This window comes from Roseixanthobacter glucoisosaccharinicivorans, assembly GCF_043195095.2.
Taxonomy (GTDB): Bacteria; Pseudomonadota; Alphaproteobacteria; order Rhizobiales; family Xanthobacteraceae; genus NCEH01.
Map to the genome: position 1 here is coordinate 1,649,173 of NZ_CM195538.1, position 20,334 is coordinate 1,669,506.

General features: G+C 63.8%; 21 protein-coding genes, 1 tRNA gene and 1 riboswitch. Of the genes, 13 read left to right on the top strand and 9 right to left on the bottom strand.

The window, feature by feature from the left end:
• Positions 1 to 126 precede the first annotated feature (126 nt).
• Positions 127 to 203, bottom strand: a tRNA-His gene (locus tag V5F78_RS07295).
• Between the two features lie 363 nt (positions 204 to 566).
• Between V5F78_RS07295 and V5F78_RS07300 the strand changes: the two genes are divergently transcribed.
• Entirely contained in the window at positions 567 to 941 is a 375-nt protein-coding gene (locus V5F78_RS07300; RefSeq protein ID WP_394069520.1) for a hypothetical protein, read from the top strand.
• Positions 942 to 1,007: 66 nt separating this feature from the next.
• On the opposite strand, the gene thiC is transcribed toward V5F78_RS07300, so the two are convergent.
• Positions 1,008 to 2,873: a phosphomethylpyrimidine synthase ThiC gene (gene thiC, locus V5F78_RS07305; protein WP_394069522.1), complete on the bottom strand. Its 1,866-nt coding sequence runs from the start codon at positions 2,871 to 2,873 to the stop codon at positions 1,008 to 1,010.
• A 93-nt stretch (positions 2,874 to 2,966) separates the two neighbouring features.
• Positions 2,967 to 3,101: riboswitch (TPP riboswitch) on the bottom strand.
• A 187-nt stretch (positions 3,102 to 3,288) separates the two neighbouring features.
• On the opposite strand from thiC, the gene V5F78_RS07310 reads away from it, so the two are divergent.
• The 3 genes from V5F78_RS07310 to V5F78_RS07320 all read left to right on the top strand — a co-directional run bounded on the left by V5F78_RS07310 (position 3,289) and on the right by V5F78_RS07320 (position 5,866).
• Positions 3,289 to 4,083 (top strand): thymidylate synthase, encoded by a 795-nt coding sequence (locus tag V5F78_RS07310; RefSeq protein WP_394069524.1) that lies wholly within the window; start codon positions 3,289 to 3,291, stop codon positions 4,081 to 4,083.
• A gap of 88 nt (positions 4,084 to 4,171) precedes the next feature.
• On the top strand, positions 4,172 to 5,062 hold the full coding sequence (locus V5F78_RS07315) for a protein-methionine-sulfoxide reductase heme-binding subunit MsrQ (protein WP_394069526.1): 891 nt from the start codon (positions 4,172 to 4,174) through the stop codon (positions 5,060 to 5,062).
• A 177-nt stretch (positions 5,063 to 5,239) separates the two neighbouring features.
• The gene (locus tag V5F78_RS07320; protein ID WP_509276687.1) at positions 5,240 to 5,866 is read left to right on the top strand and encodes a hypothetical protein; all 627 of its coding nucleotides are present in this window, start codon (positions 5,240 to 5,242) and stop codon (positions 5,864 to 5,866) included.
• A 9-nt stretch (positions 5,867 to 5,875) separates the two neighbouring features.
• Here the strand turns inward: V5F78_RS07320 and miaA are convergent, their stop codons facing one another.
• Positions 5,876 to 6,790 carry a tRNA (adenosine(37)-N6)-dimethylallyltransferase MiaA gene (gene miaA, locus V5F78_RS07325; protein ID WP_394069530.1) on the bottom strand — a complete coding sequence of 305 codons (915 nt, stop codon included), beginning with the start codon at positions 6,788 to 6,790 and terminating at the stop codon, positions 5,876 to 5,878.
• A 21-nt stretch (positions 6,791 to 6,811) separates the two neighbouring features.
• Between miaA and serB the strand changes: the two genes are divergently transcribed.
• Entirely contained in the window at positions 6,812 to 7,711 is a 900-nt protein-coding gene (serB, locus tag V5F78_RS07330) for a phosphoserine phosphatase SerB (RefSeq protein ID WP_394069532.1), read from the top strand.
• A 72-nt stretch (positions 7,712 to 7,783) separates the two neighbouring features.
• Here serB and V5F78_RS07335 read toward each other — a convergent pair whose 3' ends face one another.
• The 6 genes from V5F78_RS07335 to V5F78_RS07360 all read right to left on the bottom strand — a co-directional run bounded on the left by V5F78_RS07335 (position 7,784) and on the right by V5F78_RS07360 (position 12,442).
• Positions 7,784 to 9,292: a DegQ family serine endoprotease gene (locus tag V5F78_RS07335; RefSeq protein WP_394069534.1), complete on the bottom strand. Its 1,509-nt coding sequence runs from the start codon at positions 9,290 to 9,292 to the stop codon at positions 7,784 to 7,786.
• A 118-nt stretch (positions 9,293 to 9,410) separates the two neighbouring features.
• Positions 9,411 to 9,596 carry a DUF2065 domain-containing protein gene (locus V5F78_RS07340; protein ID WP_394069536.1) on the bottom strand — a complete coding sequence of 62 codons (186 nt, stop codon included), beginning with the start codon at positions 9,594 to 9,596 and terminating at the stop codon, positions 9,411 to 9,413.
• Between the two features lie 17 nt (positions 9,597 to 9,613).
• Positions 9,614 to 10,570: a protease modulator HflC gene (hflC, locus tag V5F78_RS07345; RefSeq protein WP_394069538.1), complete on the bottom strand. Its 957-nt coding sequence runs from the start codon at positions 10,568 to 10,570 to the stop codon at positions 9,614 to 9,616.
• Entirely contained in the window at positions 10,567 to 11,703 is a 1,137-nt protein-coding gene (gene hflK / locus V5F78_RS07350) for an FtsH protease activity modulator HflK (RefSeq protein WP_394069540.1), read from the bottom strand. The genes hflC and hflK overlap by 4 nt, the downstream gene beginning before the upstream one ends.
• A gap of 194 nt (positions 11,704 to 11,897) precedes the next feature.
• Positions 11,898 to 12,176 (bottom strand): ribbon-helix-helix domain-containing protein, encoded by a 279-nt coding sequence (locus V5F78_RS07355; protein WP_394069542.1) that lies wholly within the window; start codon positions 12,174 to 12,176, stop codon positions 11,898 to 11,900.
• Positions 12,173 to 12,442, bottom strand: coding sequence for a DUF4169 family protein (locus tag V5F78_RS07360; protein WP_394069544.1), 270 nt, complete (start codon positions 12,440 to 12,442; stop codon positions 12,173 to 12,175). Before V5F78_RS07360 ends, V5F78_RS07355 begins: the two co-directional genes overlap by 4 nt.
• Before the next feature lie 187 nt (positions 12,443 to 12,629).
• On the opposite strand from V5F78_RS07360, the gene fumC reads away from it, so the two are divergent.
• The 8 genes from fumC to fusA all read left to right on the top strand — a co-directional run bounded on the left by fumC (position 12,630) and on the right by fusA (position 20,320).
• On the top strand, positions 12,630 to 14,021 hold the full coding sequence (gene fumC / locus V5F78_RS07365; RefSeq protein WP_394069546.1) for a class II fumarate hydratase: 1,392 nt from the start codon (positions 12,630 to 12,632) through the stop codon (positions 14,019 to 14,021).
• A 72-nt stretch (positions 14,022 to 14,093) separates the two neighbouring features.
• The gene (locus V5F78_RS07370; protein ID WP_394069548.1) at positions 14,094 to 14,699 is read left to right on the top strand and encodes a ParB-like protein; all 606 of its coding nucleotides are present in this window, start codon (positions 14,094 to 14,096) and stop codon (positions 14,697 to 14,699) included.
• Positions 14,700 to 14,787: 88 nt separating this feature from the next.
• Entirely contained in the window at positions 14,788 to 15,399 is a 612-nt protein-coding gene (locus V5F78_RS07375; RefSeq protein WP_394069550.1) for a LemA family protein, read from the top strand.
• Positions 15,400 to 15,455: 56 nt separating this feature from the next.
• Complete coding sequence (locus V5F78_RS07380; protein WP_394069552.1) at positions 15,456 to 16,235, top strand: TPM domain-containing protein; 780 nt, start codon at positions 15,456 to 15,458, stop codon at positions 16,233 to 16,235.
• A 1-nt stretch (position 16,236) separates the two neighbouring features.
• Positions 16,237 to 16,896: a TPM domain-containing protein gene (locus tag V5F78_RS07385; RefSeq protein ID WP_394069554.1), complete on the top strand. Its 660-nt coding sequence runs from the start codon at positions 16,237 to 16,239 to the stop codon at positions 16,894 to 16,896.
• 470 nt (positions 16,897 to 17,366) lie between these two features.
• Complete coding sequence (gene rpsL / locus V5F78_RS07390) at positions 17,367 to 17,738, top strand: 30S ribosomal protein S12 (RefSeq protein ID WP_012171083.1); 372 nt, start codon at positions 17,367 to 17,369, stop codon at positions 17,736 to 17,738.
• A 17-nt stretch (positions 17,739 to 17,755) separates the two neighbouring features.
• Entirely contained in the window at positions 17,756 to 18,226 is a 471-nt protein-coding gene (gene rpsG, locus V5F78_RS07395; RefSeq protein WP_394014820.1) for a 30S ribosomal protein S7, read from the top strand.
• 18 nt (positions 18,227 to 18,244) lie between these two features.
• A complete protein-coding gene (gene fusA / locus V5F78_RS07400) occupies positions 18,245 to 20,320 on the top strand; it encodes an elongation factor G (protein WP_394069556.1) in 2,076 nt (691 codons plus the stop codon).
• The last annotated feature ends 14 nt before the right edge of the window (positions 20,321 to 20,334 follow it).

Sequence of the window (20,334 nt, forward strand, 5' to 3'; positions counted from 1 at the left end):
GCTTCATACACCAGCCGCGTCCGCGATGCGCGGATGGCCGGGATGCGCGCGCGGGGGCAGCGCATGCGCCTTATCGCCCGCGCCGCGAGCGGCGCGTGGCATGTGGCGAAGAGAAGAGATTGGCAATGGTACAGGTGGGTGGGCTCGAACCACCGACCTCCGGTTCCACAGACCGGCGCTCTAACCAACTGAGCTACACCTGCGAAGCTCCGGCACGCGGGGGCGCCGAAGAGAGCGCGGAACCTACTCGGGACGTTTCAGCATTTCAAGGGGGGCGGCGCGGATTGTCCAATGCCGTTTTGCGCTTTCCAGCCGCGGGCAAGCGCAAGGAACCTGCAATAAGCCGCCAGAACGCCAGACCTTGGCCGCCGTCCCGGATTCGGGCCTGCCGCCTTGCCAGGTCAAGCCCGCTCCGCCTGCAATCAGGCGTCGCGGGTATCCCCCGGCAGCTTAACCTTTGCCGCCGCGATCCACGTTTTTACATACGACAAAGCGTCACCATTGACGGCGGGAAATAAGAACCTAAACAAAATCCACCCAATCGGGGCGCATTATAGGGGGAGGTAATGAAATACGTGTTTTCCAGTCTCTGGATTGCTTTGTCCTGTCTGATGATGATCGCTGCACCCGTGCATGCGGCCGGAAAGCAGGATTTCGTTCTGGTGAATAAAACCGGCTATGACATCAGCCACGTCTATGTCTCTCCCGTCAAATCTGATGACTGGGAAGAGGATGTCCTTGGAAAGGACGTTCTTGAAGACGGGGACACTTGGACGATCAAGTTTAATCGCAAGACGAGCGCCTGCAAGTGGGACTTGAAGGTCGTCTATGACGACGATGATTCGAGCGCAGTCTGGCAGAATATTGATCTCTGCAGCGTGGCGAAGATTACGATTCGCTATAATCGCAAAACGGATACCACCAGCGCGTCATTCGACTGACCCAACCATCGTTCCGGTGCCAGCCCCGCCCTGTGAAGGGCGGGGTTTTCTTTTGAGGCGCGCGGCTCAGGCGGAGGGTGGTTCGGCGACGTCAGGGGCGGGGGTGTAAATCTTGCCGCCGCCGTCGCGGAATTTCTGCGCCATTTCCGCCATGCCGGCGGCCGCCTGGTTGTCGGCTTCGGCGCGGGCAATATCGCCGGCTTCGATCTTCAGCTCCTGGGAGATTTTCATGGAGCAGAATTTCGGCCCGCACATGGAGCAGAAATGCGCCACCTTGGCGCCCTCCGCCGGCAAGGTCTCGTCGTGGAAGGATTCCGCCGTCTCCGGGTCGAGGGAGAGCGCGAACTGGTCGCGCCAGCGGAAGGAGAAGCGGGCCCGGGAAAGGGCATCGTCCCGGATGCGCGCAGCCGGATGGCCTTTCGCAAGGTCTGCCGCATGGGCGGCGATCTTGTAGGAGATGACGCCGGTCTTCACATCGTCCCGGTTGGGCAGGCCGAGATGCTCCTTGGGCGTCACGTAGCAGAGCATGGCGGTGCCGAACCAGCCGATCATGGCCGCGCCGATGGCCGAGGAGATGTGGTCGTAGCCGGGCGAGATGTCGGTAACCAACGGGCCAAGCGTATAGAACGGCGCCTCGTGGCAGACCTTCAGCTGCTTCTCCACATTCTCGCGGATGAGGTGCAGCGGCACATGGCCCGGCCCCTCGATCATCACCTGGCAATCGTGCCTCCAGGCGATCTCGGTGAGCTCGCCCAGGGTCTCCAGCTCGGCGAATTGGGCAGCGTCGTTGGCGTCCGCGATGGAGCCTGGGCGCAGGCCGTCGCCGAGCGAGAAGGCGACGTCATATTGGGCGAAGATCTCGCACAATTCCTCGAAATGCTCGTAGAGGAAGCTCTCCTTGTGGTGCGCCAGGCACCACTTGGCCATGATCGAGCCGCCGCGCGAGACGATGCCGGTGACGCGGTTGGCGGTCAGCGGCACATAGGCGAGGCGCACGCCGGCATGGACGGTCATATAGTCCACGCCCTGCTCAGCCTGCTCGATCACCGTGTCGCGGAAGATCTCCCAGGTGAGGTCCTCCGCGACCCCGTTCACCTTCTCCAGCGCCTGATAGATCGGCACCGTGCCGATGGGGACGGGTGAATTGCGGATGATCCATTCGCGGATGGTGTGGATGTTCTTGCCGGTGGACAGGTCCATGACCGTGTCGCCGCCCCAGCGGATCGCCCACACCAGCTTGTCCACCTCCTCGGCAACCCCCGAGGTGACGGCGGAATTGCCGATATTGGCGTTGATCTTCACCAGGAAGTTCCGGCCGATGGCCATCGGCTCGGTTTCGAGATGGTTGATGTTGTTGGGGATGATGGCGCGGCCGCGCGCTACTTCCTCGCGTACGAACTCGGCCGTGATATCGGTGGGAATGGCCGAGCCGAGGCCCATGGCCTTGTGGTGCGGGTGGGCGCCGCCATTGGCGCGGGCGAGATTTTCGCGCGCGGCCACATATTCCATCTCGGCGGTAATGATGCCGGCACGCGCATAGGCCATCTGGGTCGGCCGCTTGCCGGGCTTGGCCTTCAGGGGCTTGCGGCCGGTGCGGTCGAAGGCGGGCAAATGGCTGGTCTGGCCGGGTTTCAGGCCATCGTCTTCCGGCTTCTGCGCGCGCCCTTCCACTTCCTCGACATCGCCGCGCTCCAGCACCCAGCTACGGCGCAGCTCGGCAAGGCCCTTGGTCAGGTCGATCAAGGCCTCGGGGTCGGTATAGGGGCCGGAGGTGTCATAGACGCGCACCGGGCGTTCGGCGGGATCGGACAGGCTGACCTCCCGCATCGCCACCCGCACGTCGGGACGGTCGGCGGGCACGAACACTTTGCGGGACTGGAGCAGGGGGCCTGTCGTCACCTTCAGGGATGAGGTGGAGGCTTCGTCGAGCATACGGATCTCCTTCAAGCTCGCGCTTCAAATGAGATCCGGGAATTCGAGCTTAGGAGACGGGTGGCCTCTGTGGAGATTCGCGGACGAATCGCGGCGGAGGCCTATTCCGATCCCTTCGCCGGCATGACCCGGATCAGGTTCGAAGGGTCATCGCGGCGCCGGTGATCATGACGACCAATCCGGAAGGCGATCTCTCAGCCCCCTCGCGGGGCTCCCCTTGGAATGCGTCCACAGTGGGCAGCGGATTGATCCATGTCAACGCTGCGACGCAGCGAGGACGGAGTCGATAATGGTGCGTCGCAACACGAATTTGTGTGGGTCCGGAGGCGGCTTCGCGACCTGCGGCCATGACTTTTCCGGTTGGAGTGCATAAATCTCACGGAGAAGCACGGAATTGGGACGGAGAAGGGCTGAGATGCGCCAGTACCACGACCTTCTTCTGCGCATTCTGGCCGAAGGCGTCCGCAAGGAGGACCGCACCGGCACCGGCACGCTCTCCGTGTTCGGCCATCAGATGCGGTTCGACCTGGCTGAGGGCTTCCCCCTGGTCACCACCAAGAAGCTGCATCTGAAATCCATCGTCCACGAGCTGCTGTGGTTTCTGGCTGGCGACACAAACATCAGATATCTCAAGGAAAACGGCGTTTCCATCTGGGACGAGTGGGCGGATGCGAACGGCGATCTCGGCCCCGTGTACGGCCATCAGTGGCGCTCCTGGCCTACCCCGGAAGGGGGCGTGATCGACCAGATCGCCCAAGTGGTCTCCGACATTAAGCGCAATCCGGATTCTCGGCGCTTGATTGTAACCGCCTGGAATCCGACCGATGTGCCAAAGATGGCGCTGCCGCCATGCCATTGCCTGTTCCAGTTTTACGTCGCGGAGGGCAAGCTTTCCTGTCAATTGTACCAGCGTTCCGCCGATGTTTTTCTTGGCGTTCCTTTCAATATTGCATCCTACGCTCTATTGACCGCGATGGTGGCTCAGGTAGTGGGCTTAAAAGCTGGCGATTTCGTTCATACGTTCGGTGATGTTCACCTGTATTCCAACCATATGGAGCAGGCGCGGGAGCAATTGTCCCGCCCCTTGCGCCCCTTGCCGCGCCTGGTCCTGAACCCGCAGGTGCGCGACATCTTTGCATTCCGCTATGAGGACGTGGCGATTGAGGATTATAATCCCCATCCCGCCATTAAGGCGCCCGTGGCCGTATGATGTGTGGCCTCACGGCCTTGTGTCATGGCGGTCGTAACTTTGACGCGGCGCCTTGCGTATCTTGAGCGACAGCGAGAGAGCACGCATCATGGCTTTGTTTCACGAACGCAATGGCAAGTTCAGCCCGGAATTGACGCTTAGTCTTCTTGGAGGCGCTGTCCCCGTACTGTGGTTGGCGGGGTGGGCGCTGGCGGGGGATCTCGGGGGGCGGCCGGTTGCGGCGGCGATCCATTTCACCGGCCTGTGGGCGGTGCGTTTCCTCCTCCTCAGCCTCGCCGTCACCCCGGTCCGGCGCCTGTTCCATTGGCCGAAGCTGGTCCTGGCGCGCCGCAATCTCGGCCTCGCGGCCCTGTTCTATGCCGTGTTACATCTTGGATTGTTCGTTGTAGATCAGGGCTATAGTGTCACGGCGGCGGGCCGTGAGATCATCTTGCGCTTCTATCTCACCATCGGGGCGGTGGCGGTTGCGCTGCTGCTGGCGCTGGGAGGCACTTCGTTTGATCGCGTCATCCGCCGCATGGGCGCCAAGCGCTGGAATGCCCTGCACGCCAGCGTCTATGCCATTGCAATCCTTGCCATTGCCCATTTCCTGATCCAGTCGAAGCTGGATGTGACAGAAGCCGTAATGATGGGCGGCTTGCTGATCGCCCTGTTCGTCTATCGCATCGTCTTCCATTTCACGAATCGCGTCGGTCCGCTGCTATTCGCCGGGGTGACGCTTGTCAGCACCCTCCTAACAGGGCTTGGCGAAGTCGCGTGGTACGGGCTGCTGACGGGCGTTAACCCCTGGCTGGTCGCGGCTGCGAATTTCCAGCCGCAGCTTGGGGTTAGCCCTGCTGGATGTGTGCTGATCGCGGGCCTTTCGCTGGCGCTGGCGGCGGCGGTGCGGCAGGTTGTGTTCCCGCCCGCAAAGGCTGCGCGCGCCAAAAAGCCGGCGGGCCCAAAAGCGCCATCGCCCCAATCCACGCTCGCGGGATAGGCTCCACCCCGCTCCGTTTCGGCAGGCCGCCGTTTCGGCTAAGCTGTTATGGGATCGGGGGGAGTCATGGACCAGAAGATCAGGGGGTTCCTATGGTGGGCGTGCCTTGTCGCGGCACCCCTTGTTCTTGCCGGCATGGAGCTTTTCCATCCGGCCGGCTTTACCAGAAGCCCGGGCATGTACGCCTATCTGTGCACGTCCCAGCCGTTCGACCCGCGCTATTGGGCGCTCGGCTATTTCGGGCCGAACTGGTGGTTCACCATGCACATGGTCCAGCTTCCCATGCTCGGGCTGGTTTCGGTGGGCCTGTGGATGGCGGTGGCCGGCATTGAGGATGGCTTCGCGTGCCTCGTGGCCTGGGTCTCCCGGGTGGCGACCTTCATATTCCTGATCTGCTACACGGCGCTCGATTCCATCGGTGGAATCGGCCTTGGCCGCAGCATGCTGAACATCGAGGCCATGCGTTCGGCCGGAACTCTGACACCCGAGCAGGAGCAGGGGGCCATCGCGCTGCTGAATGCGGATTGGGTCGACCCGTGGGTGGGCGGCGTCGGCTCGTTCATCAGCCTCACCGGCTCCTGGATTGTCCTTGTCGCCGCCGTGTGCGTTGCTCTTGCTCTGCACCTCACGCGTCGTGCCCCCTGGCCCGCGCTGGTTTTGCTCATCGCGTTCGGTTGGGAAATCCAAACCTCCCATGCGAGCCCGCACGGGCCCATCGGCTTCCTGTTCCTGGCGGTCGCGGGCGCTTGGATCCGCCTTGGCGGCCGGCCGGCGCCTGCACGCAGCGGACTTGCAACCGCATAGCGCGCTGAGTCAGGCGGCGATCTCGGCCATCAAGCCGTCCAGGGCCGCCTGGGGCGAGGTTCGAGGCCAATCGGGCATCTGGTTGCGAAACCAGGTCTCCTGCCGCTTGGCATAGTGGCGCGTGTCGGTCTGGCCCTGAGTGATCGCGTCGGCGCGGGACAGATCGCCAGCCAGGTGACGCATCAGCGGAGGCACGCCGCAGGCCTTGAGCAACGGCCGGTCGGCGGCGAGATGGCGGGCGGCAAGCCGTTCCACCTCTTCCAGGGCGCCGCCCTCCATCATCGCCTCGAAGCGCCGGTCGATCTGGCGCCGCAGGACCTCGCGGTCGAGATGAAGCACCCGCTGCACCAGCCCTTCCGGGGCAAGGGCGGGCGGCTGCGTGCTTCGCTGCCAAGCTGCGAGCGAGCGCCCGGTCGCCTCGACAACTTCGAGCGCGCGCAAAATGCGCTGGCGATCGTTCGGCGACAGGCGGAAGGCGGTTTCCGGATCCAGGGTTGCCAGGCGGCTGTGGAGCACGGGCGCGCTCTCCCCTTCGGCCGCGGCGCGAATGGCGGTGCGCATTTGCGGCGGGATCGGCGGAATCGCGACCAGCCCCTGGGTCAGCGCGCGGAAATAGAGCCCGGTGCCGCCGATCACGATGGGAAGCTGGCCCTCCTGCCGCGCCGTGGCGATGGCCGCGATCACATCGGCAAGCCAGCGGCCGACGGAATAATCGTCGTTCGCCGCCGCATGGCCATAGAGCCGATGGGGAACCCGCGCTTCCTCCTCACGGCTGGGGCGCGCGGTCAGAACGCGCAGATCCCCATAAACCTGCATGGAATCAGCGTTGATGACGACACCGCCCATGCGCTCGGCAAGGGCCAGCGCCACCGCGGACTTGCCGCTGGCCGTTGGACCTGCGATGAGCACCGCCGACGGTTTCAAGCTTTCCTCACTGGAGAGACCATGGTGTATGTCGCGACACTTATCGCAAATCCCTCTGACGCGACCTTAACGCGCGAAATGATTCACGCCGCGCGTGCCGTGTTGCCCGGTGCGGAAGAGGAGCGCGTTCTCGCCGCCGACGTGGCGGTGGACATTCCCTTCGATCCGGAACTCGGGGCAGATACGCGCCTGCTTGCCGACAGCGTGCGGGCCGCGCTTGCCGGCGCGCCGGTGGATGTGGTGGTGCAACTGGCGGCCGCCCGGCGCAAGCGATTGTTCATCGCCGACATGGATTCCACCATGATCGGCCAGGAATGCATCGACGAGCTCGCGGATGTGATCGGCGTCAAGGCCCATGTGGCAGGGATCACCGAGCGGGCGATGCGCGGCGAGATCGCGTTTGAACCCGCGCTGCGCGAGCGCGTCGCGCTGCTGAAGGGCTTGCCGGTGCAGGTGGTGGGTGAGGTTCTGCGCAGCCGCATCTCTCTGACGCCCGGTGGCGTCGAGTTGGTCGCCACCATGAAGGCGAACGGCGCTTATACCGCGCTGGTGTCCGGGGGCTTCACCCTGTTCACGGAAGCCGTCGCGGGGCAGCTCGGCTTCGACGAGAATCGCGCCAACCGACTGCTGGTCGAGGCAGACCTGTTCGCAGGCTTGGTGGAGGAGCCGATCCTCGGTCGCGATGCCAAGACCGCATCCCTCGTCGAACTGCGGGACCGGCTGCATCTTTCCCCGTCCGAGACCCTCGCTGTTGGCGATGGCGCGAACGATCTCGGCATGCTGGGCGAAGCTGGGCTTGGCGTTGCCTTCCATGCCAAGCCGAAGGTCGCAGAGGCAGCACATGCCCGTATCGACCATGGTGATCTCACCGCGCTATTGTATCTCCAAGGCTATTCCGCCGAGGAAATCCGCCACGCCTGAAACGGTCCGCAGATGATGCGGGGGAAGAAAGGCCCGGCATGTCCGGGCCTTTTCGGTTCCTGAGGCTTCAGCTCAGTTCAGCGGGATCGCCGCGAACTGGACCTGCCCGTCCGCGTCGGAAATCAGCAGGAGGGCGGATTTCTTCCCGTCCTTCTTCAGTCCCTCGACGCGCTTCTGCACATCGTCGGGGCTGGAGACCGCTTCCTGGCCCACTTCAACCACGATCTGTCCGGGCTTGAGGCCTTTTTCGGCCGCAGGCGAGTTGCGGTCCACGTTCAGGATCACGACGCCCTTGACGGTGTCCTTGATCTTGAAGCGCTTGCGCAGTTCATCGCTCATGGGCGCAAGTTCCAAGCCGAGAGATTTCTTGGCTTCGGGCTTTGCCACATCCGTCGGCGCCTTTGCGGCGGCCGCGGCCTTCTCGTCGTCGGGCATGCGCGCGATTTTCAGGCGCAGGGTCTCTTCCTTGCCCTTACGCACGACCACCACGTCCACCTCCTTGTCCACCGCCGTGTCGGCGACCAGGCGGGGGAGGTCGCGCATTTCCTTCACGTCCTTGCCGTCGAAACGCACCACGACGTCACCGGCCTTGAGGCCGGCCTTCGCGGCGGGCCCGCCGTCGTTGACGCCGCCCACCAGCGCGCCGCGGGGCTTGCCGAGGCCGAGGCTTTCGGCGATTTCGTCGCTAACGGTCTGAATGCGCACGCCGATCCAGCCACGGCGTACTTCCTTGAACTCCTCAAGCTGGGCAATCACCGGCGTGGCCGTGGAGGCAGGAACGGCGAAGCCGATGCCGATCGATCCGCCCGAAGGAGAGATGATCGCCGTGTTGATGCCGATTACCTCGCCGTCCATGTTGAACAGCGGGCCGCCGGAATTGCCACGATTGATCGCGGCGTCGGTCTGGAGGAAATTGTCGTAGGGGCCGGCATTGATGTTCCGGTTCCGCGCGGAGACGACACCCACCGTCAGCGTGCCGCCGAGGCCGAACGGATTGCCGATGGCCATCACCCAGTCACCGACCCGCATCTTGTCGGAATCGCCGAACTTCACGAAGGTCAGCGGCTTGTCGGGCTTCACTCGCAACAGGGCGAGATCGGTCTTGGTGTCGCGCCCGACCAGCTCGGCCTTCAGCTTCGAGCCGTCGTTGAAATTGGCATAGATCTCATCGGCATCCGCGATCACGTGATTATTGGTCACGATCAGGCCCGACGGGTCGATGACGAAGCCGGAACCGAGGGAAGAGACCTTGCGGCCGCGTCCACCGTCGCGACCCTCCCCATTCTGATCACCGTCCTGCTGCTGACGGCGCTTGAAGAACTCGTCGAAGAAATCCTCGAACGGCGAGCCCGGGGGGAGTTGCGGGGCGGGCACGCTGCGCGAGGCCGCCACATTCTGCGAGGTGGAGATGTTCACCACCGCATCCATGACCTTCTCAGCCACGTCGGCCACGGTATCGGGGCCCTTGCCCGGAGCCGCGAGCGTCGGCGCCGACCAGGCGAGCGGCGCACTCAACGCCATGGCGAGCAGCGGCATCTTGAGTGCGCAGAGAAGGCGAGCGGACATGAAGCGAGCGGACATGGCCTCTCCTCAGGGGCGGGGCGGAAAAATACCCAGGCAAAGCCGCATGGAACGGCGATGACCCTAGGCCTCGCCTGCCAATGCGGCGGAAACGGGACGCGGCGTCAACTGGACCCGTTTATCCGCGGACCAGCCAAACCAGAACGACGCCCACTGCGCCGGCCACCAGCCCGGCAATGCGGACTGGGGTTTCCGGTGCTTGCAGCACCGCCTTTATGGCGCTGCGCCACGCCGCCGGGAAGGCGGCGAGGCAAAGACCCTCGATAACGAGGACCAAACCGAGGGCGGCAACCAGATCGCGCATCGACCCTCGCGCCGCGATCAGCGCGCGGGCGCGGGCAGCGCCGGCGCGGCGGAGGCGCCGGCCGCCGGTGCGGGCACCGAAGGCGTCGGGACCGGCTTTCCACCATTGCCGAACGGGTCGGCGAAATAGCGGAAGAAAGTCGAATCCGGACTGATCAGCAGACGCGTGTCGCCGGGCTTGAGGCTCGCCTCATACGCCTGCATGGAGCGATAGAAGGCGAAGAAGTCCGGATCGCGCCCGAAGGCATCGGCGAAGATGGCGTTGCGTTCCGCATCGCCCTGACCGCGCAATTGCTCGCCGCGCGAGGTGGCCTCGGCCACCACGATGGTGGCTTCCCGCTCCGCCCTTGACCGCAGGCGCTGGGCCGCTTCCGCACCCTGCGCCCGGATTTCGGCCGCCTCGCGCTGGCGTTCCGTCTGCATGCGCTGGAACACCGCCTGGCTGTTGGCCTCAGGCAGGTCGGCACGACGGATGCGCACATCCACGACCACGATGCCGAAGTTGGAGGCTTCGCGATTCACCTGTTCGGCGATCCGCCGCATCAGGCCCTCGCGCTCATCGCGCACGACGCTGGTGAAGGTGCTCTCACCCAGCACGCGACGCAGAGACGAGTTGAGCACCGTCGCGAGCCGGGAATTGGCCGCCTCGATGGTGCCCACCGCTTGGTAGAACCGCAGCGGATTCGCGATGCGGTAGCGGGCGAAGGCATCCACCACCAGACGCTTCTGGTCGGACGCGATCACTTCCTGGGAGGGGTTTTCCAGGTCGAGAATACGCTTGTCCAGATAGACCACACTGTCGATGAACGGGATCTTCCAGTGCAGGCCAGGGGTGGTGATGGGCGTAAGCGGATCGCCCAGGCGCAGCACCAAGGCCTGCTGGGTCTGGTTGACGATGAAGGCTGAGGAATAAAGGCCGATCAGGACGACCACGGCGATGACGGCAAGGATGCCGCCGAGAACGGGATTTTTCATCGGGCGGCTCCTTGGGGCTGGGTGGTGCCCTGGGGCGCCGTCGATCTGCGTCCGATGTCGCCGAGCGGTAGCACCGGCACCACGCCGCCTTCGCGGGCGGTGGAATTCTGATCCACCAGCACCTTGTCCATGCCGCCGAGCACCCGCTCCATGGTTTCGAAATACATGCGCTGGCGCGTCACGTCCTTCGCCTTCACATATTGATCATAGATACTGATGAAGCGCTCGGCCTGGCCGCGGGCTTCCACCACGGTGCGCTCGCGATAGGCTTGCGCCGCGTTGTCGATCTGCGCCGCTTGTCCGCGCGCCTCGGGGAGGACACGGTTGGCATAGGTCTGCGCTTCGTTCTGGGCGCGCTCCGCATCGGCGCGGGCGGCCTGGACGTCACGGAAGGAATCGATGACCTGGGAGGGCGGGTCCACCTTCTGCATCTGCACCTGGGTGATCTGCACCCCTGCGCCATAGCTGTCGAGGGTGCGCTGCATGAGGTCATGCACGTCCTGCTCGATGGTCTGGCGGGCGCCGGTGAGGATGGGCTGGATGTTGGTGCGGCCGATCACCTCGCGCATGGCGCTTTCCGCCACCGCCTTGATGGTGCCTTCGGGATTCTGAACGTTGAACAGGTATTTCTCGGCGCTGCTGATCACCCAGAACACGGCGAAATCCACATCGACGATATTTTCGTCGCCGGTGAGCATCAGGCTCTCTTCCGGGATGTCACGCATCACGGTGCTGCCGCGGCGCGGATCCTCGGTCAGGCGCATGCCGATGTCGAGCCGGTTCACTCGCGTCACCTTGGGCGTGATCACCGTCTCGATGGGATAGGGCAAGTGGTAGTTGAGGCCCGGCTGGGTGATCTCGACGAACCGGCCGAAGCGGAGCACCACGCCCTGCTCGTCTGGCTCGACCCGATAGAAGCCCGACAGCAGCCAACCGGCCACCACGAGCGCCACCACGAGAATTGCTCCCTTTGTGCCCATGGAGCCCGGAAGCATGCTCTTGAGCCGATCCTGACCGCGCCGGATCAGGTCCTCAATGTCCGTTGGCGTTGGTCCCGAAGAGGAAGGCCCCGTACCCCAGGGACCGCGAGGCCCGCTTCCCCATGGGCCACCGCCCTGATTCTTCCACGACATCCGCCGTCTCCCGTTGGAGCGCCACACACGGGCGGTCCACCACAATCGAAACCGCCTGCGTCCTGAAGCTCCAGCGACTCGCTCAAAAGGCGCGTTCTGGATCGACCGACTGGCAGCGGGTTATAGAAAGGCACGCGCCACGTTTCAACGCAGCGCGTGCTTCACAAGAGAGTCAGATAGGGGGCCGACCAAGCTTACGCAACGGGAGTTCCGGTCGCTCCAGTGCGGTCGGAGGTACTCGAGGCGCGACTGGGTGCCGCATGGCCGCGATAGTGGTCGAGGACGAAGAGGCGGATTGCGGAGGACAGATTGCCCTGTGTGCGCGACGAGTCGATGGTCGCGACAAGGTCAGACAACGTCAGGCGGCGACTGCTCGCGATTTCCTTCAAGGCATCCCAGAAGGCATCTTCGAGGCTCACGCTGGTCTTGTGACCGGCGATCACGATGGACCTTTTCACTACGGGGCTTTTCATGTGTTTTCCCTCTTCGTGAGCAAATGGCCTTCTAGGCGCAGGGCTTTAATCCGCTGTTCGGCGGCCTCAGCTTCCCGCTCAGCCTTGGTGCGTCCGAACCGAAGCCGGTTCTCAGCGGCCTCAGCCTGCGCCTCGCTGCGTGCGCGCTCTTTACGCACACGCCGAAGATTCACGATTTCGCTCACTTCAAGCCTCGACGAGCGGCATGGTTCCCCCCAAACCGAGCCGAGTTTCACGAGCTTCCGGCAGGAAAAGACCTTGGTCAATCTGCCCTCAGCGCGATCAGGTAACATCACGCCTGATCCACGGCGAACCTATGGCAAATCCAGTGAGAACCGCCCTCCCTGGGTACCTTTCTGTAACTATTTTACCATCGGAGCGGACTCGGCCTCGTGACAGGCTGTGCTAGAAGCCTCGTCGCTCCCAGAATTTTGGCGACAGGGGACCCTCATTATGACTGCGACCCGTACCGAGACAGACACGTTCGGCCCCATCGAGGTGCCGGCAGACCGCTATTGGGGCGCCCAGGCCCAGCGGTCGCTGGGCAACTTCAAGATCGGCTGGGAGCGTCAGCCCCTGCCCATCGTGCGGGCGCTCGGAATCGTCAAGCGCGCGGCGGCGGAAACCAACATGGGTCTGGGCCGCCTCGACCCGGCCCTCGGCGCCGCGATCGTTACCGCCGCCCAGGAAGTGATCGACGGCAAGCTCGACGATCATTTTCCGCTGGTGGTGTGGCAGACCGGGTCCGGCACCCAGTCCAACATGAATGCGAACGAGGTGATCTCGAACCGCGCGATTGAGATCCTCGGCGGCGAGCGGGGCTCCAAGAAGCCGGTTCACCCGAACGATCACGTCAACATGAGCCAGTCGTCGAACGACACCTATCCCACGGCCATGCATGTGGCCTGTGCGGAAGAGATTGTTCATCGCCTTCTGCCGGCCCTCAGCACGCTTCATGCGGCCCTGGACGCAAAGGCAAAGGAATGGTCCACGATCATCAAGATCGGCCGGACCCACACCCAGGATGCGACGCCCCTTACGCTCGGCCAGGAGTTTTCCGGCTATACGCAGCAGGTCGGCAATGCCATCGCGCGCCTCGAATCCACTTTGCCGGGCCTTATGCAGCTTGCGCAGGGCGGAACGGCGGTCGGCACCGGCCTGAATGCGCCGGTCGGCTTTGCGGAGAAGGTGGCGGAGCAGATCGCGGAGATCACCGGCCTTCCGTTCACCAGCGCGCCCAACAAGTTCGAGGCCCTGGCGGCGCACGACGCCATGGTGTTTTCGCACGGCGCGATCAATTCCGCGGCGGCTGCGCTGTTCAAGATCGCCAACGATATCCGCCTGCTGGGCTCGGGCCCGCGCTCGGGCCTTGGCGAGCTGTCGCTGCCGGAGAACGAGCCCGGCTCGTCCATCATGCCGGGCAAGGTTAACCCGACCCAGTGCGAGGCGATGACCCAGGTGTGCGTGCAGATCTTCGGCAATAATGCCGCGCTCACCTTCGCTGGCAGCCAGGGCCATTTCGAACTGAACGTCTATAACCCTGTGATGGCCTATAATTTCCTTCAGTCGGTGCGGCTGATGGCGGACGCGGCGAACAGCTTCACCGAGCATTGCGTGGTCGGCATCGTGCCACGCGAGGACAATATCAAGGCGGCGCTCGAGCGGTCCTTGATGCTGGTCACCGCGCTCGCCCCGAAGATCGGCTACGATAACGCCGCCAAGATCGCCAAGACCGCGCACAAGAACGGCACAACCCTGCGCGAAGAGGCGGTCGGCGGTGGCTATGTGACGAATGAAGAGTTCGACGCGGTGGTGCGGCCCGAGCAGATGATCTCGCCGGGCTGATCTTCGCTTAACACCTGAAGGCAAAACCGTCGGGTCGCGCAAGGCGCGGCCCGCACCTCAAAGAGGGGCGCCATGGGAAGTCGTACGATTGCGATCGACGATCTGCATCCAACCCAGCTGACCCTCGGCATGGCCGAGGTCACGCGGCGCGCAAAACGCATGGCCGGGCTCGACAAGGACGATCTCGACGAACTGGTCCGCAAGCGGCCGGTGCCCTGCGTGATCGGGCCCAAGGGCCAGCTTTATATGATCGACCATCACCATCTGTGCCGCGCGCTGCTTTTGTGCGGGCACACGACGGCGGTGCAGGATGTCGCGGCGACCCTGGACTGGTCGCACATGGATGTCGACGAATTCTGGCCCGCAATGGATCGTGCCGGCATGTGCTGGCCGATCGACGCCGACGGGAATCGGCGCCCCTATGTGCGCATCCCGAGCCATGTGCGCGAACTGACCGACAATCCCTGGCGCACCTTGGCCCGCGGCGTGCGGGGCACGGCATTCCGCGACGATGACGACACGCCCTTTAAGGAATTCATGTGGGGCGAATATTTTCGCACCTTCATGAGCAAGCGGCTGATCGAGACCAGCCTGGACCTGGCCGAGAACCTGGCGCTCAAGCTGGCGCAACTCGACGAGGCGCAGGATCTGCCAGGATACATCCCCAAGGGAAAATAGAATCGAGCGGCTTGGAACTGGCGACGCCGCACGTTCATTCATGCTCGCTATGATCGTTCGCCCAGACGTTTGCCGAGAAAGGCTTGTCATGTCCTCCATCAGCGCATTTGCCGGTCGCGTGAAAATTCCCTCCCTGATGGTGCTCGTGGCGCTGGTCCTGGCTGGGTGCGGCGTCAACGCAATCCCCACCGAGGAAGAGCGGGCGAAGGCGGCCTGGAGCGAAGTGCTTAATCAGTACCAGCGCCGCTCCGATCTCATCCCGAACCTCGTCGAGACCGTGAAGGGCTATGCCGCCCAGGAAAAGGACGTGCTGACGTCGGTGATCGAGGCGCGCGCCAAGGCAACATCCATTCGCGTGGATGCCTCCACCATCACCGATCCGGCACAATTCAAGCAATTCCAGGACGCTCAGTCGCAGCTTTCCGGAGCACTCGGCCGGCTGATCGCGGTATCGGAGGCCTATCCGGACCTGAAATCAAACCAGAACTTCCTCGCGCTCCAGTCGCAGATCGAAGGCACCGAGAATCGCATCGCGGTGGCGCGCCGCGACTACATCGAGGCTGTGCGCGTCTATAATACCGAGCTGAGAACGTTCCCGGGTTCGATCTGGGCGGCGACTCTGTATCGCGCCAACAAGCCCATGGAGACCTTCACCATCTCCGAGCAGCAGATGCAGGTGCCGAAGGTGAAGTTCAACTGATGCGCGGGAGGGGGGCCATGGGCCCGACCTATCCCCCGGAACCAGGGAGCCGGCGCATGCCGGCCCGGCGGGACTGGGCGGGCTTGCTGCTGGTTTGGGCCTTCCTCGCCTTCAGCACCGCAGCTTGGGCCGAGCTGAGCTTTCCCCCGCTTAGCGGGCGCGTGGTGGACGATGCCGGCATTCTCGATGCCGACACCGTCCGCAGCCTTGATACGCAGCTGGCGGCCCAGGAGGCCAAGGCGACAGATCAGTTCGTGATCGCGACCGTGCGCTCGCTTCAGGGAACATCCATCGAGGATTATGCGAACCGGCTGTTCCGTTTTTGGCAGCTTGGGCAGGCACGCAAGAATAACGGCGTGCTGCTGCTGGTGGCTCCGACCGAGCGCAAGGTCCGCATCGAGGTGGGCTATGGGTTGGAGGGGATCCTTACGGACGCTGTGTCCGGAACGATCATCCGGACTGCGATCCTGCCCTCCTTCAAGGCGGGAAACATGCCCGCCGGCATCGAGGCGGGCGCTGCCGCGATCCTGGAGATTCTCAATCTGGATCCGGAGGAGGCGAAGGCGCGCGCGAGCGATGCGGAGCCGCATGGCGGATTGACCGAGGACGACTGGGTACAGATCGTCGTTTTCGCAGTCATGGTGCTGCTGTTTCTCTATTTCATGTCCCGCGGCTCCGGCGGCGGACGCGGGTTTGGCGGGCGGCGACGCGGCGTGTTCGTGCCCGGCCCCATGTCCGGTGGTTGGGGCGGCGGCTGGGGCGGCGGTTCGGGAGGCGGCGGGTTTTCCGGCGGCGGTGGCTCGTCGGGCGGCGGCGGCGCCTCAGGAGGGTGGTGAGATGAGCCGCGGAACGACCGAATGCCCCTCATCGCCCACCGGGCGCCCCCTCCTGACGCCCGAGGACCTGGAGCGGATCGCCGAGGCGGTCGCGCAGGCCGAGCAGGTGACCCGTGCCGAAATCCGCGTCGCGGTCGCGTCGGGCAGAATGGTCGTGCATTCGTTTCACGGAATCATGTGGGCCGCACTTGCGGCCTTGATCGTGCCCTGGGGGATTATCGCAGTCTTGCCGATGCGTCCGGTGTCGCTCCTGGCCCTTCAGGCGGGGTGCTTCATCGTGCTTTGCGTGTTGCTTACCTGGCCGCCGGTCGCTGCCCGTCTCGTTCCGCTCGCGGCGCGGCGCCACGCGGCCCGCGCCATGGCGTTGGAAGTGTTCCGCGCCCATGGCCTGCACCAGACCGAGGCGCGCAGCGGCCTGCTGATCTTCGTCGCCCCGCAGGATCGCCTGGTCGAACTGGTTGCGGACGAAGGGGTCCAAGCGGCAATCCCACACGAAGCCTGGATAAAGCTCTGCGGCGCGGTGGTGGAGCGGGCGGGGGCGGGGGCTCTGGCCGAGGGAATCACGGCCGCCGTCGCGCAGGCGGGCACCCTGCTTGCGCCGCATCTTCCGGCGGTACCGGGAGACAGAAATGAACTCTCCGACAGGGTCGTGTTAATATAATATGACTGGGGCGGCGGGTTTGCCCCGTGAAGCGGGCCGAAACTTGCAATAAAGCTGTCACGAAGCTTGCGAGCCCTTGACGCACGGCGACTCTGCGGCTACACCACGCTCCACTTCCACGGCAGACGTTCGCGTCTGAGCGATCGGAGCAGCTTTCCCGGTATCCGGGGCGCCCTGATCAAATAGCCAAAAGCTGCCTGGAAGAGCACTGCGAGACAAGGGTGCACGATCGCGGCGCCAATCTCCGCAAGGAGATGGAGTGGCGTGATCCTCTGTCGCGAACGAAGCGGAAAGCTGTTCAGTCAGCTTTCCATGCTTGGGCGTTTGCGGTGCCGCTGAAGGGCGAAAGCCTTTCGGCGTCGAAACTGTTTTGTGGCGGCTTCGGCCGTTAAATCGTAGCGGTCCCCGAGGGGGTCGCAAAATTCATGGATGCGGTGAAAGCCGCAGGTCAGGACGAGGCGAAGGCGTACATGCCGACGATCAACCAGCTGATCCGGAAGCCGCGGGAAGCGCAGAAGGCGCGGGACAAGGCTCCTGCTCTTCAGTCGAGCCCGCAGAAGCGCGGCGTTTGCACCCGCGTTTACACCACGACCCCGAAGAAGCCGAACTCGGCGCTTCGTAAGGTTGCCAAGGTGCGGCTGACCAACAGCTACGAAGTGATCGGTTACATCCCCGGTGAGGGACATAACCTTCAGGAGCACTCGGTGGTCATGATCCGCGGCGGCCGCGTCAAGGATCTGCCCGGCGTGCGTTATCACATCCTCCGCGGCGTGCTGGATACCCAGGGCGTGAAGAACCGCAAGCAGCGCCGTTCGAAGTACGGCGCGAAGCGGCCGAAGTGATCAGGGGAGCTTGAGCTATGTCTCGTCGTCATAAAGCCGAGCGCCGCGAAGTCATTCCGGACGCCAAGTACGGCAGCCTCGTGCTCAGCCGTTTCATGAATTCCGTCATGCGTGACGGCAAGAAGTCGGTTGCGGAAACCATTGTGTACGGCGCGCTCGACGTGGTCGAGTCCAAGGCCAAGCACGATCCTGTCGAGGTGTTCGTCACCGCGCTGGAAAATGTCGCTCCGGCCGTGGAGGTTCGGTCCCGCCGCGTCGGTGGCGCTACCTATCAGGTGCCCGTCGAAGTGCGTGTCGAGCGTCGCCAGACCCTGGCGATCCGCTGGCTCATCGCCTCGGCCCGTGCCCGTAACGAGAAGACCATGGTGGAGCGTCTCTCCGCCGAGCTGCTCGATGCCGCGAACAACCGTGGCAACGCGGTGAAGAAGCGTGAAGATACGCACCGGATGGCGGAAGCCAACCGTGCCTTCTCTCATTATCGCTGGTGATCGGAGAGGACCTCAGTCATGCCGCGCATTAACGCCGTCGAGGACTACCGTAATTTCGGCATCATGGCCCACATTGATGCGGGCAAGACCACGACCACCGAGCGGATCCTCTATTACACCGGCAAGAGCCACAAGATCGGCGAAGTCCATGATGGCGCCGCCACCATGGATTGGATGACGCAGGAGCAAGAGCGTGGCATCACGATCACCTCTGCTGCGACCACTGCCTTTTGGAACGGCAAGCGTCTGAACATCATCGACACCCCCGGCCACGTGGACTTCACGATCGAAGTCGAGCGTTCGCTGCGTGTGCTCGACGGCGCTGTCTGCGTGCTCGACGGCAACCAGGGCGTTGAGCCCCAGACCGAGACCGTGTGGCGCCAGGCCGACAAGTACAACGTGCCCCGCATCGTGTTCGTCAACAAGATGGACAAGACCGGCGCTGATTTCTACCGCTGCGTCGAGATGATCATCGACCGCGTGGCCGGCAACCCCGTGTGCTGCCAGCTGCCGATCGGCTCTGAGAACAATTTCAAGGGTATCATCGACCTGGTCCGCATGAAGGCGGTCGTTTGGGAAGACGAGGCCCTCGGCGCGAAGTTCCATGACGAAGAGATCCCCGCGGATCTCGCCGACAAGGCCGCCGAATATCGCAACAAGCTGGTGGAAGCCGCCGTCGAGCTCGACGACGACGCCATGGCTGCTTACCTCGACGGCACCGAGCCGGACGAAGCGACCCTCAAGTCGCTGATCCGCAAGGCCGTCGTGACGCGTAAGTTCAACCCGGTGTTCTGCGGCTCGGCCTTCAAGAACAAGGGTGTCCAGCCCCTGCTCGACGCGGTGGTCGACTATCTGCCGAGCCCGATTGATCGTGGCGCGATCAAGGGCATCGACTTCAAGACCGAGGAAGACACCGTGCGTCTTCCGAGCGACGACGAGCCGCTGTCGGTTCTCGCGTTCAAGATCATGGACGACCCCTTCGTCGGCACCATCACCTTCTGCCGCGTCTACTCGGGCAAGCTCGAGACCGGCATGGGCCTGCTGAACTCCACCCGCGACAAGCGCGAGCGCGTCGGCCGGATGCTGTTGATGCATGCCAACAACCGTGAAGATATCAAGGAAGCCTATGCGGGCGACATCGTCGCCCTGGCGGGTCTGAAGGACGTCCGCACCGGCGATACGCTGTGCGACACCGTCAAGCCGGTCATCCTTGAGAAGATGGAATTCCCGGAGCCGGTGATCGAGATTGCCATCGAGCCCAAGTCCAAGGCGGACCAGGAAAAGCTCGGCATCGCGCTCTCCAAGCTGGCGGCGGAGGATCCGTCCTTCCGCGTGTCGACCGATTTCGAAAGCGGCCAGACCATCCTCAAGGGCATGGGCGAACTGCATCTCGACATCAAGGTCGATATCCTGCGCCGGACCTACAAGGTGGACGCCAATATCGGCGCCCCCCAGGTGGCCTATCGCGAGACCATCACGAAGAAGACCGACGTCGACTACACCCACAAGAAGCAGACCGGCGGTACCGGCCAGTTTGCCCGGGTGAAGTTCACGGTCGAGCCGAACGAAGTGGGCAAGGGCTTCAGCTTCGAGAGCGTGATCGTCGGCGGCGCGGTGCCGAAGGAATATATCCCTGGCGTCCAGAAGGGTCTCGAGAGCGTGCTCGGTGCGGGCGTGCTGGCGAACTTCCCGGTGGTGGACGTGAAGGTTCAGCTCACCGACGGCGCGTATCACGAAGTGGACTCGTCCGCTCTCGCGTTCGAAATCGCCTCCCGTGCGGCATTCCGTGAAGCCCTTCAGAAGGGCGGCTCGGTGCTGCTGGAGCCGATCATGAAGGTCGAGGTGGTGACGCCTGAAGACTATACGGGTTCGGTGATCGGCGATCTGAATTCTCGCCGTGGCCAGATCCAGGGCCAGGACATGCGCGGCAATGCGAACGTCATCAATGCGATGGTGCCGCTGGCCAACATGTTCGGCTACGTGAACACGCTGCGGTCCTTCAGCCAGGGCCGCGCCACCTTCACCATGCAGTTCGACCACTACGAACAGGTGCCGTCGAACGTCGCGCAGGAGGTTCAGGCGAAATACGCCTGAACTTCATAACCGAA

Bases quoted from the DNA above. Each gene is read 5' to 3' on its own strand.
- V5F78_RS07385 (WP_394069554.1), top strand. From the start codon at position 16,237: ATGAGCCGCGGAACGACCGAATGCCCCTCATCGCCCACCGGGCGCCCC.
- V5F78_RS07310 (WP_394069524.1), top strand. From the start codon at position 3,289: ATGCGCCAGTACCACGACCTTCTTCTGCGCATTCTGGCCGAAGGCGTC.
- fusA (WP_394069556.1), top strand. From the start codon at position 18,245: ATGCCGCGCATTAACGCCGTCGAGGACTACCGTAATTTCGGCATCATG.
- serB (WP_394069532.1), top strand. From the start codon at position 6,812: ATGGTGTATGTCGCGACACTTATCGCAAATCCCTCTGACGCGACCTTA.
- V5F78_RS07335 (WP_394069534.1), bottom strand. From the start codon at position 9,292: ATGTCCGCTCGCTTCATGTCCGCTCGCCTTCTCTGCGCACTCAAGATG.
- hflC (WP_394069538.1), bottom strand. From the start codon at position 10,570: ATGAAAAATCCCGTTCTCGGCGGCATCCTTGCCGTCATCGCCGTGGTC.
- thiC (WP_394069522.1), bottom strand. From the start codon at position 2,873: ATGCTCGACGAAGCCTCCACCTCATCCCTGAAGGTGACGACAGGCCCC.
- V5F78_RS07315 (WP_394069526.1), top strand. From the start codon at position 4,172: ATGGCTTTGTTTCACGAACGCAATGGCAAGTTCAGCCCGGAATTGACG.
- V5F78_RS07380 (WP_394069552.1), top strand. From the start codon at position 15,456: ATGCCGGCCCGGCGGGACTGGGCGGGCTTGCTGCTGGTTTGGGCCTTC.
- rpsG (WP_394014820.1), top strand. From the start codon at position 17,756: ATGTCTCGTCGTCATAAAGCCGAGCGCCGCGAAGTCATTCCGGACGCC.
- V5F78_RS07320 (WP_509276687.1), top strand. From the start codon at position 5,240: ATGTACGCCTATCTGTGCACGTCCCAGCCGTTCGACCCGCGCTATTGG.
- V5F78_RS07375 (WP_394069550.1), top strand. From the start codon at position 14,788: ATGTCCTCCATCAGCGCATTTGCCGGTCGCGTGAAAATTCCCTCCCTG.
- hflK (WP_394069540.1), bottom strand. From the start codon at position 11,703: ATGTCGTGGAAGAATCAGGGCGGTGGCCCATGGGGAAGCGGGCCTCGC.
- V5F78_RS07300 (WP_394069520.1), top strand. From the start codon at position 567: ATGAAATACGTGTTTTCCAGTCTCTGGATTGCTTTGTCCTGTCTGATG.
- fumC (WP_394069546.1), top strand. From the start codon at position 12,630: ATGACTGCGACCCGTACCGAGACAGACACGTTCGGCCCCATCGAGGTG.
- rpsL (WP_012171083.1), top strand. From the start codon at position 17,367: ATGCCGACGATCAACCAGCTGATCCGGAAGCCGCGGGAAGCGCAGAAG.
- V5F78_RS07355 (WP_394069542.1), bottom strand. From the start codon at position 12,176: ATGAAAAGCCCCGTAGTGAAAAGGTCCATCGTGATCGCCGGTCACAAG.
- V5F78_RS07340 (WP_394069536.1), bottom strand. From the start codon at position 9,596: ATGCGCGATCTGGTTGCCGCCCTCGGTTTGGTCCTCGTTATCGAGGGT.
- V5F78_RS07370 (WP_394069548.1), top strand. From the start codon at position 14,094: ATGGGAAGTCGTACGATTGCGATCGACGATCTGCATCCAACCCAGCTG.